At 55.6% G+C, this 15,663-nt stretch carries 15 protein-coding genes; 3 read left to right on the top strand and 12 right to left on the bottom strand.

Translation table 11 applies throughout. The annotated features are described in order from the left end of the window. Positions 1 to 3: 3 nt before the first annotated feature. From C1J05_RS18500 to C1J05_RS18555, 12 genes are all read right to left on the bottom strand, one after another. Positions 4 to 447: a molybdenum cofactor biosynthesis protein MoaE gene (locus tag C1J05_RS18500; protein WP_114871544.1), complete on the bottom strand. Its 444-nt coding sequence runs from the start codon at positions 445 to 447 to the stop codon at positions 4 to 6. A gap of 3 nt (positions 448 to 450) precedes the next feature. Further along, positions 451 to 696, bottom strand: coding sequence for a molybdopterin converting factor subunit 1 (moaD, locus tag C1J05_RS18505; RefSeq protein WP_114871545.1), 246 nt, complete (start codon positions 694 to 696; stop codon positions 451 to 453). Next, the gene (pgsA, locus tag C1J05_RS18510; RefSeq protein WP_114871546.1) at positions 696 to 1,361 is read right to left on the bottom strand and encodes a CDP-diacylglycerol--glycerol-3-phosphate 3-phosphatidyltransferase; all 666 of its coding nucleotides are present in this window, start codon (positions 1,359 to 1,361) and stop codon (positions 696 to 698) included. The genes moaD and pgsA overlap by 1 nt, the downstream gene beginning before the upstream one ends. A gap of 107 nt (positions 1,362 to 1,468) precedes the next feature. Beyond that, positions 1,469 to 2,332, bottom strand: coding sequence for a DUF6544 family protein (locus C1J05_RS18515; RefSeq protein ID WP_114871547.1), 864 nt, complete (start codon positions 2,330 to 2,332; stop codon positions 1,469 to 1,471). A 51-nt stretch (positions 2,333 to 2,383) separates the two neighbouring features. Further along, a complete protein-coding gene (uvrC, locus tag C1J05_RS18520; protein ID WP_114871548.1) occupies positions 2,384 to 4,261 on the bottom strand; it encodes an excinuclease ABC subunit UvrC in 1,878 nt (625 codons plus the stop codon). 290 nt (positions 4,262 to 4,551) lie between these two features. Continuing rightward, positions 4,552 to 5,334 (bottom strand): SDR family oxidoreductase, encoded by a 783-nt coding sequence (locus tag C1J05_RS18525; protein ID WP_114871549.1) that lies wholly within the window; start codon positions 5,332 to 5,334, stop codon positions 4,552 to 4,554. Between the two features lie 23 nt (positions 5,335 to 5,357). After that, on the bottom strand, positions 5,358 to 6,302 hold the full coding sequence (locus C1J05_RS18530; protein ID WP_114871550.1) for a calcium/sodium antiporter: 945 nt from the start codon (positions 6,300 to 6,302) through the stop codon (positions 5,358 to 5,360). Positions 6,303 to 6,305: 3 nt separating this feature from the next. After that, the gene (locus C1J05_RS21960; protein WP_114871551.1) at positions 6,306 to 6,494 is read right to left on the bottom strand and encodes a hypothetical protein; all 189 of its coding nucleotides are present in this window, start codon (positions 6,492 to 6,494) and stop codon (positions 6,306 to 6,308) included. Further along, entirely contained in the window at positions 6,475 to 7,272 is a 798-nt protein-coding gene (locus tag C1J05_RS18540) for a S49 family peptidase (protein WP_114871552.1), read from the bottom strand. Before C1J05_RS18540 ends, C1J05_RS21960 begins: the two co-directional genes overlap by 20 nt. 112 nt (positions 7,273 to 7,384) lie before the next feature. After that, entirely contained in the window at positions 7,385 to 8,146 is a 762-nt protein-coding gene (locus C1J05_RS18545; protein ID WP_114871553.1) for an ABC transporter permease, read from the bottom strand. Further along, entirely contained in the window at positions 8,137 to 9,072 is a 936-nt protein-coding gene (locus C1J05_RS18550; protein WP_114871554.1) for an ABC transporter ATP-binding protein, read from the bottom strand. The genes C1J05_RS18545 and C1J05_RS18550 overlap by 10 nt, the downstream gene beginning before the upstream one ends. A 100-nt stretch (positions 9,073 to 9,172) precedes the next feature. Further along, positions 9,173 to 9,697 (bottom strand): CoxG family protein, encoded by a 525-nt coding sequence (locus tag C1J05_RS18555; protein ID WP_114871555.1) that lies wholly within the window; start codon positions 9,695 to 9,697, stop codon positions 9,173 to 9,175. Positions 9,698 to 9,897: 200 nt separating this feature from the next. Between C1J05_RS18555 and C1J05_RS18560 the strand changes: the two genes are divergently transcribed. The 3 genes from C1J05_RS18560 to C1J05_RS18570 all read left to right on the top strand — a co-directional run bounded on the left by C1J05_RS18560 (position 9,898) and on the right by C1J05_RS18570 (position 15,232). Continuing rightward, entirely contained in the window at positions 9,898 to 10,821 is a 924-nt protein-coding gene (locus C1J05_RS18560; RefSeq protein WP_441351695.1) for a DMT family transporter, read from the top strand. 168 nt (positions 10,822 to 10,989) lie between these two features. Beyond that, positions 10,990 to 12,084, top strand: a complete 1,095-nt coding sequence (locus tag C1J05_RS18565) for an efflux RND transporter periplasmic adaptor subunit (RefSeq protein ID WP_162798133.1) — start codon at positions 10,990 to 10,992, stop codon at positions 12,082 to 12,084. A 4-nt stretch (positions 12,085 to 12,088) separates the two neighbouring features. After that, positions 12,089 to 15,232: an efflux RND transporter permease subunit gene (locus C1J05_RS18570; protein ID WP_114872440.1), complete on the top strand. Its 3,144-nt coding sequence runs from the start codon at positions 12,089 to 12,091 to the stop codon at positions 15,230 to 15,232. Positions 15,233 to 15,663: the final 431 nt, after the last annotated feature.

Consider the following 15,663-nt stretch of genomic DNA (forward strand, 5'->3'; position numbering starts at 1 on the left):
GCGCTACCAGCGGGTCAGGGCCTTTTCGTCTTCATCTTTCGACTGCACCCAATCGGAACCTTCCGCGGTCTGTTCCTTTTTCCAGAACGGCGCACGTGATTTCAGGTAATCCATCAGGTATTCGGCGGCTTCGAACGCGTCTTTGCGGTGTCGGGCAGCGGTTGCAACCATCATGATGATATCCCCTGCTGCCAGCGGGCCGTAGCGGTGAATGACAAGAACGTCGCCCAAAGACCATCGTTCGGCCGCGTCTTGTGCAATCTTTTGCAGCGCCCGTTCCGTCATGCCCGGGTAATGTTCGATGTCCATACCGCGCAGGCCGCCTTCGGCAGTATCGCGCACAATGCCCGAAAACGTGACAATCGCGCCCAGATCATGCCGCCCTGTCGCAAATGCGTTCAGCTCTGCACCGGCGTCAAACGGTTCTGACTGTACCCGCACCTGCATCGTTTACCCACCTGTCATGGGCGGAAAAAACGCCACTTCCGAAGCGTTCCCAATCGGGGCGTCAAAATCTGCCAGTTCCTGATCCACAGCAACCCGCAAGGCGCTGAGATCAGAAAACGCCACATCATAGCGCCCCTCGCGCGCGCGCAGTTCATCAACCAGATCGGCCACAGTGGCCGCCTTGGTTTCAAACGTTTCCTTGGGGACGCCGATCCGTTCGCGCACCCATGCGAAATAAAGAATATCCATCAGCGTTGCTCCTTCAAATGCGGCAAGGCCTTTTTAAGATAGTCCACTCCGGTCAACAGTGTAAGCCCGGCGGCCAGCCACAAAAGCCACAGCCCAATGCGTCCTGCCCATTCCATTCCGGCAAGTTTCCAGCGCAAGCCCTGCAAATCAGCGGCTTTGCCGGACAGAATATCCTGAATCATGTTTGGCTCCATCCCCCAGACGGACATGCCCAGATAATGTTCGAATATGCCCTGCGCAAAAAGCACCGAGATCGCGATCATCTGCAGGGTGGTTTTCCATTTGGCCAGACTGGTGACTTTCAATGTGCCTGCCGTATCGCCCAGATACTCGCGCAGGCCAGAAACGAACACTTCACGAAAAAGGATCACCGTGGCAGGCAGCACAAGCCAGGGCGACATTGACGAATAGCCGACAATGACCATCAAGGCGATGACAACCATTGCCTTGTCCGCAATGGGATCCAGCATCGCTCCCAGCTTGGTTTCCTGCCGCCAGGCCCGTGCAAGATACCCGTCAAACCAGTCTGTTATTGCTGCGCTGACGAACAGGATAAGCGCAAACCAGTCTGCATAAGGTCTTGTAAAATATAAAAACATAACCGCGATACCCGGCGCGGCCAGCAACCGCAGAACGGTCAGAATATTTGGCAAAGTCCATTTCATGAAAAAACCCTACATCGCCAAAGTCGCAGGGGAAAGAATGAACGCAAGGCTCAGGCGCTTTCCACACCAAAAATCGGGTGCGGTTGGCGGGCGTCGTTTGTCATCCGCTAAGTTGCGCTCGAACCGGCGCCAGATTTCGGACCGGTTGCGTCAAACGAAACTGACAAGATGCGTGCCTTGTAGAATGGAAAATAGTCTTCAGTTCCGAAATGGTTTCCGCCTTCCACATATGTGGGCAACCGCACACCATCAAAATCGCGGAAACAGGACAGGGTTCCGCCAAAGGGCTGCCTGCGGAAAAGGTGTTCGGGGTTTTCATTGCTCCATCGGTCAATCACGACGTGGCTGGGGCGTCCATCGGGATCGACGGTAATTTCAACAGATTGCTCAAATCCCTGAAAATGACAGATCGCACGCGCAATCTGATCATCAACAGGTTCCCACGTGATATCCTTACCCGGCAAAAGCGCCGCCGGAGCCCAGAATGCGCTTTCAGCGATCAGGCGGCCAAAGGCGGACAACTGATGATCGCGTGCGCGCCCGACCCGCACCACAGGCAACAGATGAAAGACCCAGAACCGTGTCCACGATGTTTCCGGAAGCAACACATCCGACCCGCTGATCGCGCCAAATTTCAACCTCCACACCAAACCATATGGCGGCGCAAGTATCTGTCGCGCCTGCATCGGGCGGTAATCCGGCGCATCCTTGCGGCCCAATGACAATTCCCCCGTCATCGTCAGAACAGTGTTGCGGTGCAGACTTGCCCCTTCTGAAAATGTATAAAGAAAAAACCGCCGCGCGGGGTCAGGCAGGTCTTTGACGGTCTTCGGATCAAAGGCAACCGCAGCACCATTCGACAGGTCCGCAAGCCGCGTCCAGGCGTTTCGTTCAGCCAGAACATCAGACAAACGCCAAAGCAACAATCCGCACGGGATCAGGCAAACCAGTATGATCACAACAGTCAGCATGGACTGTTTTTACAGCGGCAGCTGTCATAACCCAATGACGCTGCTCAAACGCTAGCCACGTTCATGAAAAAACCCGTAAATGGTTTCGGCCAAAGCGTCAGAAACACCATCAACCGCTTTCAGATCAGCCAGATTTGCCCGCGCAACGGCCTTGGCCGATCCGAAATGCGCCAGCAAGGCCCGTTTGCGCGTGGCGCCAACGCCCGGCACTTCGTCCAACGGCGTTGCACCAATCGCCTTTGACCGCTTTGCACGGTGGGTACCAATGGCAAACCGGTGCGCTTCGTCACGCATGCGCTGCACGTAATACAGCACCGGATCATTGTGGCGCAGGGCGAAGGGGCGCTGACCCGTACGGTAAAATTCCTCTTTACCGGCGTCGCGGTCCACCCCCTTTGCGACACCGACCATCGGAATATCCTGCACAGAATGCGCCCGCATGATCGATTGCACCGCGCTAACCTGTCCGGCACCACCATCGATCAGCAACAGATCCGGCCACATGCCTTTGCTGCGATCAGGGTCTTCCTTGATCAGGCGCTTGAACCTTCGGGTCAGAACCTCTTTCATCATGCCGAAATCATCGCCGGGGGTAAGGTCTTCTCCGCGAATGTTGAACTTGCGATACTGGTTTTTCATGAAACCCTCCGGCCCTGCAACAATCATCGCTCCGACCGCATGTGCACCCTGAATATGGCTGTTGTCGTACACTTCGATGCGGGCCGGCGGTGCAGGCAGATCGAACGCCTCGGCAAGGCCTTTCAATAGCTTTTTCTGGGTTGCGGTTTCAGCCATTTTGCGGCCCAGGGATTCGCGCGCGTTGCGCAACGCCCCGTCTACCAGTTCGGCCTTTTCGCCGCGCTTGGGCACGATCAGTTCCACCTTGCGCCCCGCCTTTTCGCTTAACGCGTTCGTCATCAGATCGGGGCTTTCGATCTCGTTGGACAGGATCAGTTGGCGGGGCGGTTCCTTGCCATCGTAAAACTGGCCCAGAAACGCCTCAAGAACCTCGGCGGCATCGACATCATCGCCCACGCGCGGGTAAAAATCGCGGTTGCCCCAGTTCTGGTTGGCTCGAATGAAAAACACTTGAACACAGGCCTGCCCGTCTTCCAGATGCAGGGCGATCACATCCGCTTCGCGCACGCCACGCGGGTTGATACCTTGCGCGGTCTGCACCTGTGTCAGGGCACGGATACGATCCCGTATTGCGGCAGCGCGTTCGTATTCCATGTTTTCAGACGCTTGCGCCATCTGTGTCGCCAGCGTTTCCTGCACCTCGGTCGACTTGCCGGACAAGAACCGTTCTGCATCGCGCACGGAAGCGGCATAATCCCGTTCCGAGATATGGCCGACACATGGTGCCGAACAGCGTTTGATCTGGTACAAAAGACAGGGCCGTGTTCGCGCATCGAACACGGTATCGGTGCAATTGCGCAGCAGAAAAACCTTTTGCAGCTGGTTCAACGTCCGGTTTACCGCACCCGCGCTGGCAAAGGGGCCGTAATACGCCCCCTTCTCTTTCTTTGCGCCACGATGCTTTTTGATCTGTGGAAACGCATGGTCCTTGGCGACCAGAATATTGGGGAAACTTTTGTCATCACGCAGCAGAACGTTGAACTTGGGCTTCAACTGTTTGATCAGGTTCTGTTCCAGCAACAACGCTTCGGTTTCGGTTTTCGTGGTCAGAAACATCATCGATGCTGTGGCGCGGATCATCCTGTCGATCCGGCTGCTATGGCCACCGGGACGCGCATAATTCGAAACCCGGGCCCGCAGATTGCGCGCCTTACCAACATACAGCACCCGGCTGTCCGCATCGAGCATTCTGTAAACCCCTGGCGCATTGCTCAGCGACTTCAAATAGGACTGAATACAGGCATGACCGGTCACATTTGGGGCCGTCGTTTTGTTGTCAGGTTGTGTCATGATCAACAGATATGATTCTCTGGCTCTGGCTGCAATCTTGACTGGCCCACTGCAAGGCCAAAGGCATCCCCGCTTCTTGTGGATAAGTCTGATGATATCTTTCGGTGATCCGGAAATTTTCGTTGTTTTTTGGTAGCTTCGCCGAACTGCCTAAAATTTAGGCAGCCAAATAACATACTGTTTTTACATGATATTTTTATGAACATTAAGCAAGGCGCTGAAAACAAAGGTCTTTTTGTGACATTTTTGTAAATCACTGCGCCCACGTGCAAAACTTTGCACGGGGAATATCACATTTCAACGCCCAGAACGTCCGGTGTCTGCCATCCAAGATGCTGTCCGCCGTCGACACAGATCAATTGCCCCGTCACTGATCGTGCATCCAGAAGGTATCCAAGAGCGGTCGTTATATCCCCCTCGTCCGCGCCCCGGCTCAGAACCGTCGCACGGCGTTGTGCATCAAAATGCGCCTCGCTTTGCCGTGCGCCCTTTAAGGTCGGCCCCGGCCCGATCGCGTTGACCCTGATGGCAGGGGCCAGCGCCTGCGCCGCTGTACGGGTCAGCGCCCAGAGGCCCATTTTGGCCAGCGTGTATGTCATGAAATCCGGCGTCAGCTTGCGCACCCGCTGATCAATCATGTTGACCACAAGACCGGCCGAAACCGGTTCGTTCCGTGTGTCCATCTGCGCTGCCAGGTTTTGCGCTGCCATCGCCTGGGTCAGCACAAAGGGCGCGCGCAGATTGCTTTCCATATGTCGATCCCAGCTTGAGCGGGTCGCGGTTTCAATCGTGTCATATTCAAAGATCGACGCATTATTGATCAGGCAGGTTACCGGCCCGCCCAGCGCATCAACCACAGAAGGCAACAGGGCCTGAACGGCGTTTTCGTCAAGCAGGTCAGCCTGTATCGCGACAGACTTGCGGCCCATCGCCAGAATTTCGTCAACAACGCATTGCGCCTCGGCTTGGGACGTTGCGTAGTGCACGGCCACATCATATCCGCGGCCCGCCATGTACAGCGCCATCGCGCGTCCCAGCCGCCTGCCTGCACCTGTTACCAAACATATCGACATCTCGGTGCGTCCCCTTCAATCCGTTAGATCAACACCACTGTCAGATAGACCAAATAAAGTGCGGTCAAGCCGATGCCCCAGGCCTTTGTGATGTCACGCCGCCAGTAGACAAACGGGATCAACATGATCGATGCCGCCAGCATGACCCAAAGATCAAAGCGAAGGAACTCCGGATCCACGCTGATCGGCCCGACAAGCGAAGCTATTCCGATGATCGCCAGCAGATTGAACATGTTCGACCCGATCACGTTGCCCAGCGCAACATCAGCCTGTCTGCGCAACGCGGCCATCACGGTGGTTGCCAGTTCGGGCAATGACGTTCCGATGGCAACCAGCGTCAGGCCGATCACGGTGTCGCTGACGCCATAGGTTTTCGCAATAACGGTTGCATTGTCCACCAGCAGATCAGCACCCAAGGGAAGACCGATCAGACCCAGAACCAGAAAAACGGCGATCTTCCACCACGGCATATCCGGATCGGCACCTTCGACATCTGCCTCGATACTGTCATTGGCTGTCTTGTGGGCCCGCGCATCGCGAAATGCATCACCCAGCACCAGCGCCAGCACCGACAGCAGAACCAAACCGCTGATCCAGTCGAAAACACCGCGAAACGCCAGCGCTATAAATATAAGCGACGAGGCGATCATAAAGCCGAATGTCTTGCGCGTGTTGCATTCGCTTGTGTGCAAGGTCGCCAACAGCGCCGGTATGCCCAGAACCAGCAACACATTCGCCGTGTTCGAGCCAACAACATTGCCCAGCGCAATGCCCGGCGCATTGTCCAGCACCGCCTGGATCGAAATCAGCAATTCCGGTGCGGATGTACCAAAGGCCACGATAGTCAGGCTGACGATCAACGCCGGCACGCCCAATCGAAGACTAAGATTCACCGCGCCCTTAACAAGCGCGTCACCGGCAAGCAGCAGGATAACAAGGCCCAGGATTACTAAAAGCCAGGCAATCACAGCTTATCCTTTTCCCTGGCCGCACGAACACGGCCCCTTGCCGATCCGGAATTTTCCACAGTGGCGGCAGCGGGCAGATGCCAGCCGTTTCTGGCCCGGCAAGGTGATTTTGCCGAACATGGCCAATACACCCATAAAGACCAGAAACAGGATGACGATCTTGAATATCACGTCACAGCCCAAACCGCGCATATTGTGCGCGTTCTTCCAGTCCGGCCAGCGCGTCCTGGGTCAGTTGCAGGCCGAATTTCTGCAGGAAGGGCTTGCGTATGCCATAACGACGAAAGCGAACCTTGTCGCCAAAACATTCTTTCATCTTGGGTTGAAGATGGCCGATGCCGTCAATCAAACCGACCTCTTGCGCCTTGTGACCCACCCATATTTCACCTGTAAACAGGTCTTTTTTCTGGTCAAGCTTGTCGCCGCGGCGGCTTTTGATATGCGCGATAAAGGTGCCGTGGATATCGTTCAGAATTTCTTTGAGCCGTGTCACATCTTCCGGTTTTTCCGGGCTGAACGGGTCGAGCATGGATTTCGACTTTCCCGCGGTATAAACGCGGCGTTCAACGCCCTGCCGCGCCAGAAACACATGCGCCCCGAATCCCGCCGAAATCACCCCGATCGATCCGATGACCGAACTGTCGTCGGCCCATATTTCATCCGCCGCAGCAGCCAGCCAATACCCACCCGACGCGGCCACATCTTCGACAAAGGCAAAGACGGGGATGTTCTTTTCTTCCGCAAGGCGCCGGATACGCGCCCCGATCAAGGAAGACTGCACCGGTGATCCGCCGGGGGAATTGATTTCAAGCGCAACCGCATCCGGCTTGCCGCGAGAAAACGCCTTTTCGATGATCGGCGCCATGCCGGCATCGCTTAACGATCCGCGCCCCGCCATTCCAATGGCACCGGCCAACCGGATGACGGCGACCGTCGGGTGCGATTTGATAAAGGGAAGCCGTGCTCTCATGTATGCCCATGTATATTTCAGCGCAGCGACAAACAAGGCAGCGATGCAATATCGTTCTTCATCTTTTCAAAAATACTTGAAAGCAGGTCCGGTTCCGCACGATCCCGTCCGCTTACTTGCGCAACCGCCATCCGGTTCTGAAAATCCAGCCGATGACAGCCAGACAAAGCAATGTGAACCCGGCAATCGCAAGCAGGCTTAACCCGATGGGAACGTCTGCGGTGCCAAAGAATGACCAGCGAAAACCCGAAATCAGGTACACGACCGGATTGAACAGCGTGATCGTCTGCCAGACCGGCGGCAGCATAGAGATCGAGTAAAACGACCCGCCAAGGAAAACCAAAGGGGTGACAATCAGCAACGGGACAAGCTGCAACTGTTCGAAATTGCCCGCCCAGATCCCGATAATGAACCCCATCAACGAAAAGGACAGGCAGGTCAGTACCAGAAACAGGATCATCGCCAACGGATGTGCAATCTGCAGATCAATGAAAAATCCGGCCGTGACAAGAATGACCAGACCAATAAATAGCGATTTCGTCGCAGCCGCCCCGACATAGCCCATGACAATTTCCAGAAAATTCACCGGCGCCGAAAGCAATTCGTAGAACGTGCCGATGAATTTCGGAAAATAGATACCAAAGGACGCGTTTGAAATTGCCTGCGTCATCACCGACAGCATGATAAGGCCGGGAACGATAAAGGCCCCATAGCTGATACCTTCGACCTCCTGAATACGGCTGCCGATCGCCGCCCCGAAAACCACAAAGTACAGCGATGTTGAAATCACAGGAGAAATGAAGCTTTGCAACAGCGTGCGGAAAAAGCGCGCCATTTCGTAAAGATATATCGCTTTCACAGCCGTTAGGTTGATGACGCATCCTCCTGCACAAGATTGACGAATATGTCTTCCAGACTGCTTTGCTGGGTTTGCAGATCGCGCAGAACCAGACCGGCGCCGGCCAGATCGGCCAGCAGCTTGGTGATGCCTGTCCGGTCGCTCTTAGTATCATAGGTATAGATCAGGCTGAGTTTGTCAGCGCCCAGTTCCAGTTGGTAATGCGACAGGGCAGCGGGTATTTCAGGTGTCTTGTTCTGGATGTGGATCACCAGCCGTTTCTGGCCCATTCGCGCCATCAACGCGGTTTTGTCTTCCACCAGAAGCAGGGCACCCTTGTTGATCACACCCACGCGATCCGCGATGGCTTCGGCTTCTTCGATGTAATGCGTCGTCAGGATGATCGTAACGCCGCTGGCTTTCAAACCGGCAACGATATCCCACATGTCCTTGCGCAGTTCGACATCAACACCGGCTGTAGGTTCATCCAGAAACAGGATGTCCGGTTCATGGCTTAACGCTTTGGCAATCAACACGCGGCGCTTCATACCGCCCGACAGTTCCATGATGCGGTTGTTGCGTTTGTCCCAAAGTGACAATTGCCGCAATATCCTTTCAAGGATGGCATCATCGCGGGCCTTCCCGAACAGTCCGCGCGAAAATCGGACCGTGTTGATCACTTTTTCAAAAGGCTCAAGCGCGATTTCCTGCGGCACCAGCCCGATCATCGCGCGCGCAGCGCGGTAGTCTGTCATGATGTCATGACCGGCAACCGTGACAGAGCCGGATGTCGGTGTGGTGATGCCACACACGGTAGAAATCAACGTCGTCTTGCCAGCACCGTTTGGTCCCAGCAGCGCGATGATTTCGCCCTTTTCGATCTGCAGGCTAACGCCCTTTAGCGCTTCGAACCCGTCGTCATAGGATTTGCGAAGGTCGCGGATGTCCAGCACTGGTGCCATGAAGTCAGAAAGCCTTGGTTGTTTGCGCGAACCCTAAAAGGCAAACCCGCGATTGGATACCGCGCAATTGCACAGACTGACCTGCGTAACCGCGCAGGTCTTAGCCACGTTTGGTAAACCGTTTGATCCAGCCTTTCTTTTCGGCCTCGGGCGCTGCGTCGCCGTCTTCCGCACCTTCTGCGGGTCCTTCCAACACTTCCTGAAACCGAGTGAAAAACTGATCGGCCATTTTCTTGGCAAATCCGTCAATCAGCCTGCTGCCCAATTGCGCAAGCTTTCCGCCAACCTTCGCTTCGACATCGTAAATCAGCCGCGTGCCGCCGTCTTCCAGCGGTTCAAGACGAACATTTGCGCCGCCCTTGGCAAACCCGGCGGCACCGCCCTTGCCTTCTCCGGAAATGATCAGGGATGTGTTTTCAACCATTTCCGAAAGAACCACAGTACCCTTGAAAGTGGCTTTTACGGGGCCAACCTTTTGCACCACGACCGCCTCGAACCCGTCTTCGGGCGATCCTGTGACCTCTTGCGCGCCGGGCACACATTCCATCAGCACATCGGGACTTAGCAAAGCCGCATAGACTGTGGCCGGGGGGGCCTGAATATCGCGCTGATCGCTCATCTGCATAATGTGTCTCCTCGCTGTGCTCATTGTTTTCTAATGCATCTTTGGATGGCCGCCAACGACGTTTCGATCCGGTGTCGCAAACAGGCATAGACACCAGCCAGCGCTGTGTTAGCGGTGAAGTCAAATCAAAGTAGGAACTTCATTTGACCTCTGCCCTGAGAAATCAGTCCAGTGTCGGCATTGCTTTCATTCTGGCCGGCATGCTCAGCATTTCGCTGAATGATCTGATGATTAAACTGTTGTCTGGCGATTATCCCCTGCACCAGATCGTTTTCGCGCGATCCAGCATTGGTATTCTGTTCACGCTGATCCTTGTGCGGTTCGAAGGCGGGCTTTCGATTTTGAAGACAAAGCAACCTGCCTTGCATCTGCTGCGCGGTGTTTTGATCGTGATCGCCAACATGACATTTTTCGTGGCACTTGCCGCCTTGCCGCTGGCGGATGCAACGGCCCTGTTTTTTGCAGCGCCGTTGTTCATAACCCTTTTGTCCATTCCAATACTGGGTGAAAAAGTCGGGCCTTTGCGGATCATCGCTGTTGCCATCGGATTTTTGGGCGTCATCGTCATGCAGCGCCCATGGGAAGGATCAGATGATCTCATGGCAAGCCGCATCGTGCTTTTGTTGCCGGTTTTGTCCGCCATCACATATGCGTTCAACCAGATCCTGACACGAAAACTGGGCGGAACGACCAAGGCTTCGGCACTGGCATTATACATTCAGGCAACGTTTATTGTTGTGTCGGTCCTGTTTTACGTCGTCGCCGGCGACGGGCGCTTTGCCCAAGGGTCCGAAAACAGCAGTGTGCAGTTTCTTCTGCGGGCCTGGGTCTGGCCCACAGACAATGATATCTGGGTCATGCTCGGGCTTGGCGTGAACTCTGCGATCATCGGATATTGCCTCAGTCAGGCGTACAGGATGGCCGACGCTGCCACGATCGCACCGTTTGAATATGTCGGCCTGCTTCTGGCCGTTTTCTGGGGCTGGGTCTTCTGGGCCGAAATCCCGGTGTGGGAGGTTTGGCTGGGCATGCTTCTGATCATGGGATCGGGCCTGTTCGTGTTTTTGCGCGAACGGCAAAAGGCAAGGAAACTGGCATCAGCAACTGTGAACCGGCGCTACTAAGGCGCTGCCTTCCTTTGCCGGTGCCATTTTTGCATGCTTGATACGCTTCAAGATACCGGACCTGTCCGCATCCACGAAGGTTGCGCCCCGTGATTGGCGGCGTTACCGTTATTGAAAGGATGTGTCAGGCATTCCAATCAACAAAAAACACGGGGGCGTTTAATCAGAATGCTAAAGACACTTGCTCGCACAATTACGCTTGTCCTGCTTTGCGCTCCCGCACATGCGCAACAACCCCCGCCGCCCGCCGTCATTGTAACGCAGGCAATCCTTGAAAACGTGAACGAAAGCGCTGTGTTCAACGGGCGGCTGGAAGCAGACCAGCGCGTTGATCTGCGGGCACGTGTCAGCGGAACGCTGATGGAAGTTCTGTTTGAACCGGGCGATATCGTATCAGAAGGCGATGTCCTGTTTCTTATCGAAGAAACACTTTACGCCGCCGCTGTGAAAGAAGCCGAAGGATCACTGGTTTCGACCGAAGCAGAGCGCAAACTTGCAGAACTTGAACGCGACAGACAACAGGTTCTGGTCGAACGCGAAGCATCGGCACAAACACAACTGGATCGTGCCGAAGCCGCGCTTGGTCAGGCCGAGGGTTCTGTTATCCGCCTGAATGCCGCGCTTGATACCGCAAGACTGAATTTGTCCTATACCAAGGTCGTTGCGCCTTTTTCGGGGCGTTTAGGCGTTGCACAAGTGGACGAAGGCGCACTTGTCGGGCTTGAAAGCGGGCCGCTGGTGACGCTCACAAAGCTTGATCCGATACACGCAGAATTCCCGGTATCGACAGCCAATCTGCGTGCGCATCTGGATCGTGTGGCTTCTGGCAAGTCCAGCAACGAGGCCGTCGTGTCTTTGATCCTGGCAAACGGGGATACCTATGAAAGAATGGGTGACGTCGATTTTGTGGACAGCGCTGTCAATTCGGCAACCGACTCTGTGAACGTCCGGGCCAGGTTCGACAACCCGGAAGGTGTTCTTCTTGATACAGAGCTTGTTCGCGTTGTTCTGACATCGGGCGAGGCAACCGAAGTCCTGACGGTGCCGCAACAAGCCATCCAGCGCGATCTGCAAGGCGCATTTGTTCTGGTTGTGGCCGACGATAATACTGCCCAACAGCGGCGCGTCGAAGTTGACCGGATTGCGCAGGGCAAGGCGATTGTGTCCGACGGACTGGTCGCAGGTGAAAAGGTGGTTACAGACGGCATCAACAAGGTGCGCCCCGGCATGGTCGTTGATGCGGCCACTGCGGACAACGGATAGTCCGATGCTGGCAGATCTCTTTATTGCGCGCCCCCGCTTTGCCGGCGTCATTTCAATCGTCATGTTTCTGGCCGGTCTTATCGCCCTGACGCGGATGCCGGTCGAACAGTTCCCCGATATCGTTCCGCCGCAGGTCACCGTGACCGCATCTTATCCCGGTGCCGGGGCCGAAGTGACGGAACAAACCGTCGCGCAGGTGATCGAAGACAAGGTCATTGGCGTCGATGACATGATTTACATGAAATCCACGTCGGGCGCGGATGGCAGTTACACGCTGAACGTCAGCTTTGCAGTCGGCACCGACCCCGACATCGCCACTGTCAACGTACAGAACCGTGTGGCATTGGCTGAACCGTTGCTGCCGGCTGATGTGCGCAACACCGGGATCAGTGTGGCCTCCAAATCGACATCGCTGCTGATGGGTATCGTGCTCTACGCCAAAGACGAAAGCGTCGACGGTCCTTTGCTGACCAACTACGCGCGCATCAACCTTGTTGATCAGTTGAAAAGGGTGGCAGGGGTTGGCGATGCCAAGCTTTTTGGCAGTGACGATTTTGCCATGCAGATCAATCTGGACATTGACCGACTGACGGCCCTTGGGCTGGTGCCTGATGATATCTCGGCAGCGCTGCGCACCCAGAACGTTCAGGCGGCTGCAGGGCGCGTTGGCGGGCAACCGATGACGGAAGACCCAGGTCTGCAATTGAACATCACGACCACCGGCCGCCTGTCCGATGCCGAAGAATTCGCCGAAATCATCGTTCGGTCCAACCCTGACGGATCGGTGATCCGTATTGGCGACGTGGCCACGGTAATTCTGGGCGAAAAAAGCGCTGACGTCATCACCAGCTTTGACGGTGTGCCGGGCACGCTGATCGGCATGTATCTGGCCCCCGGTTCCAATGCCCTGAATGCGGCCGAAGACGCCAAGCACCTGATGGAACGGCTGTCGCAGAATTTCCCGTCCGGCATCGGATACGATATCATTTCGGACAATTCCGTGTTCGTCGAAGAAAGCATTCTGGCGGTTGAACACACTTTGATCGAAGCGTTCGTTCTGGTCGTGCTGATCGTATTCCTGTTTCTGGGGAATTTGCGCGCCACGATCGTACCTCTTGTCGCCGTGCCCGTGGCATTGGTTGGTACCTTTGCGGTGATGATGGCGATGGGGTTTTCGCTGAACACCGTGTCATTGCTTGCACTGGTACTGGCCATCGGGATCGTGGTGGATGACGCCATTGTTGTTGTCGAGGCCGTCGAGGCCAAGATGGAGGAAAACCCCGGGATGAGCCCCGCCGAAGCGGCCAGTGCCGCAATGGGCGAAATCACCGGTGCGATCCTTGCCATTACGCTGGTGCTGTTGTCGGTTTTCGTGCCGGTCGCCTTTATTCCCGGTATATCCGGCCAGCTGTTCCAGCAATTCGCGGTGGCTGTATCTGTCTCGATGGTGATTTCGGCGATTAACGCGCTGACCTTGTCACCGGCCCTGTGTGCCATTTTGTTAAAACCGCACCACGGACCCAAGAAAGGTATCCTTGGCTGGATCTCAAACCGCATCGACAATGCGCGCGACGGCTATGCAAATGTGGCGGGTCACATTGCCCGCAGGGCTGTATTGGGCGTGCTGCTACTGGTCGGAGCAGGCGTTATGACCGGGCTTCTGTTCGGCAAGATCCCAACCGGGTTTTTACCCGCGGAAGATCAGGGATCTTACATTGTAGAAACAAGATTGCCGGAATCCGCATCCGTAAACCGGACATTCGCAGCCCAGCGCCAGGTCGAAGACCTGATCCGCGAAATTCCCGGCGTCAAGACCGTGACCAGCGTTGTCGGCTACTCCATTCTTGACGGCATCGTAAAATCAAATGCGGCCTTTTCGTTTGTTTCGATGGACGAGTTTGCCGAGCGTACCACAGTCGAAACATCGGTTTTTTCCGCCATTCAATCGACACTTGTTCGCGGCAGTACAATACGTGAAGCGCAGGTGATCGCATTCAACCTGCCACCCATTGCCGGGCTGGGCAGCGGCTCAGGCTTCGAAATGCAGCTGACCGATCTGCAAGGGCGCAGTGCTGCCGATCTGGCCGCAACGGCGCGCGGACTGACAGTTGCTGCCAATCAGCATCCTGATCTGTCCGGCGTCTATACAACCTTTTCGGCCAACAGCCCGCAACTGTTCCTGAATATCGATCGAAAGCGGCTTTATACGCTGGGTGTTCAGGTAAGTGATGTGTTCTCGGCTTTGCAGGCGTCTTTGGGTGGCCTCTACATCAACGATTTCAACCTGTTCGGCCGGGCATGGCAGGTGCGCGTGATTGCGCAGGAACAGAACCGCGATGCCGTAGACGATATCAACCGGATTCACGTCCGTTCAAACACCGGCCAAATGGTTCCGTTATCTGCATTTGCGACGGTTGAATACACGACCGGCCCGATGTCATTGCAGCGTTATAACAACGTGCGGACCGCCACGATTAACGGTGATCCGGCTGCTGGCGCGTCTTCGGGCGATGCGATTGCGGCGATGGAACAGATCATGGCGGCCAATGCACCACCCGGCTTTGATTACGAATGGACCGGAACCGCTCTTCAGGAAAAAGCGGCTTCTGGGCAAACCACAGTCATTCTGGCGCTGGCCGTTTTGTTTGCCTATCTGTTTCTGGTCGCGCTTTACGAAAGCTGGACCATTCCGGTTCCGGTTCTGTTGTCGGTCATTTTCGGCGTTCTGGGTGCGATGATTGCCTTGCTGGTCACCGGATTGCCTTTCAATATCTATGCCCAGATCGGGTTGGTTGTGCTGCTTGCACTTGCAGCCAAGAACGCGATTCTTATCGTGGAATTCGCCATGGCGAAACGGGCCGCCGGCCTCTCGATTATCGACGCCGCGATATCCGGCGCCAGCGCACGGTTTCGCGCGGTGATGATGACAAGCTTTGCCTTTATCGCGGGCCTTATCCCACTGGTCACAGCCGAAGGTGCTTCGATGCTGAGCAGGCGCGCGGTTGGTACCGGTGTTGCAGGCGGGATGCTGGCAGCGGCAGCCGTCGGGATCTTTGTGATCCCTGCCTTATACGTCGTGTTTCAGACATTGCGGGAAAAGGTCAAACGACAACCGGACGCGACAACTCCGGATCAACCGTCCACATAGGTTTACTGCGGGTTCAGGAGTGGCCAAGGGTTATAATCCGCCGGAACAAACTCGCATTCATCCCGGCGGGCACCCGAACCACTCACTCTGTCCAGCAAGGTTTCCCCTGGGACATAATGCCGTGGCACTCGTCACTACAGGGATCGTTAGACAGCCCAAAATGGGCCAGTATATGACGCCGATAAGCGTCAGGTGTCAGGAATTTGGCGCAAGTAAGGCCGGGTTTTCCGGGTCGTTTTTTCGTCCGGCTCGGTTTCGGAAACATTGGCGGGCAAATCATCTGGCCGTTGCAGATTTCACAAAGATATCCCGCCCGACTGTTTCCAGGATCAGCACGAAAATCGCCCCAAACCGCTTTAACAATTGAGGCGAAATTGCCCATCTTCAATAATGGCCAATTCCGGAACAATCTGTTTCTGAGCGCGGCAAAT

Source organism: Sulfitobacter sp. JL08 (assembly GCF_003352045.1).
GTDB lineage: Bacteria > Pseudomonadota > Alphaproteobacteria > Rhodobacterales > Rhodobacteraceae > JL08.

Excerpts from the sequence above, each read along its gene's own strand:
- C1J05_RS18500 (WP_114871544.1), bottom strand. The coding sequence starts at position 447 with ATGCAGGTGCGGGTACAGTCAGAACCGTTTGACGCCGGTGCAGAGCTG.
- moaD (WP_114871545.1), bottom strand. The coding sequence starts at position 696 with ATGGATATTCTTTATTTCGCATGGGTGCGCGAACGGATCGGCGTCCCC.
- pgsA (WP_114871546.1), bottom strand. The coding sequence starts at position 1,361 with ATGAAATGGACTTTGCCAAATATTCTGACCGTTCTGCGGTTGCTGGCC.
- C1J05_RS18515 (WP_114871547.1), bottom strand. The coding sequence starts at position 2,332 with ATGCTGACTGTTGTGATCATACTGGTTTGCCTGATCCCGTGCGGATTG.
- uvrC (WP_114871548.1), bottom strand. The coding sequence starts at position 4,261 with ATGACACAACCTGACAACAAAACGACGGCCCCAAATGTGACCGGTCAT.
- C1J05_RS18525 (WP_114871549.1), bottom strand. The coding sequence starts at position 5,334 with ATGTCGATATGTTTGGTAACAGGTGCAGGCAGGCGGCTGGGACGCGCG.
- C1J05_RS21960 (WP_114871551.1), bottom strand. The coding sequence starts at position 6,494 with ATGCGCGGTTTGGGCTGTGACGTGATATTCAAGATCGTCATCCTGTTT.
- C1J05_RS18540 (WP_114871552.1), bottom strand. The coding sequence starts at position 7,272 with ATGAGAGCACGGCTTCCCTTTATCAAATCGCACCCGACGGTCGCCGTC.
- C1J05_RS18550 (WP_114871554.1), bottom strand. The coding sequence starts at position 9,072 with ATGGCACCAGTGCTGGACATCCGCGACCTTCGCAAATCCTATGACGAC.
- C1J05_RS18555 (WP_114871555.1), bottom strand. The coding sequence starts at position 9,697 with ATGCAGATGAGCGATCAGCGCGATATTCAGGCCCCCCCGGCCACAGTC.
- C1J05_RS18560 (WP_441351695.1), top strand. The coding sequence starts at position 9,898 with ATGCTCAGCATTTCGCTGAATGATCTGATGATTAAACTGTTGTCTGGC.
- C1J05_RS18565 (WP_162798133.1), top strand. The coding sequence starts at position 10,990 with ATGCTAAAGACACTTGCTCGCACAATTACGCTTGTCCTGCTTTGCGCT.
- C1J05_RS18570 (WP_114872440.1), top strand. The coding sequence starts at position 12,089 with ATGCTGGCAGATCTCTTTATTGCGCGCCCCCGCTTTGCCGGCGTCATT.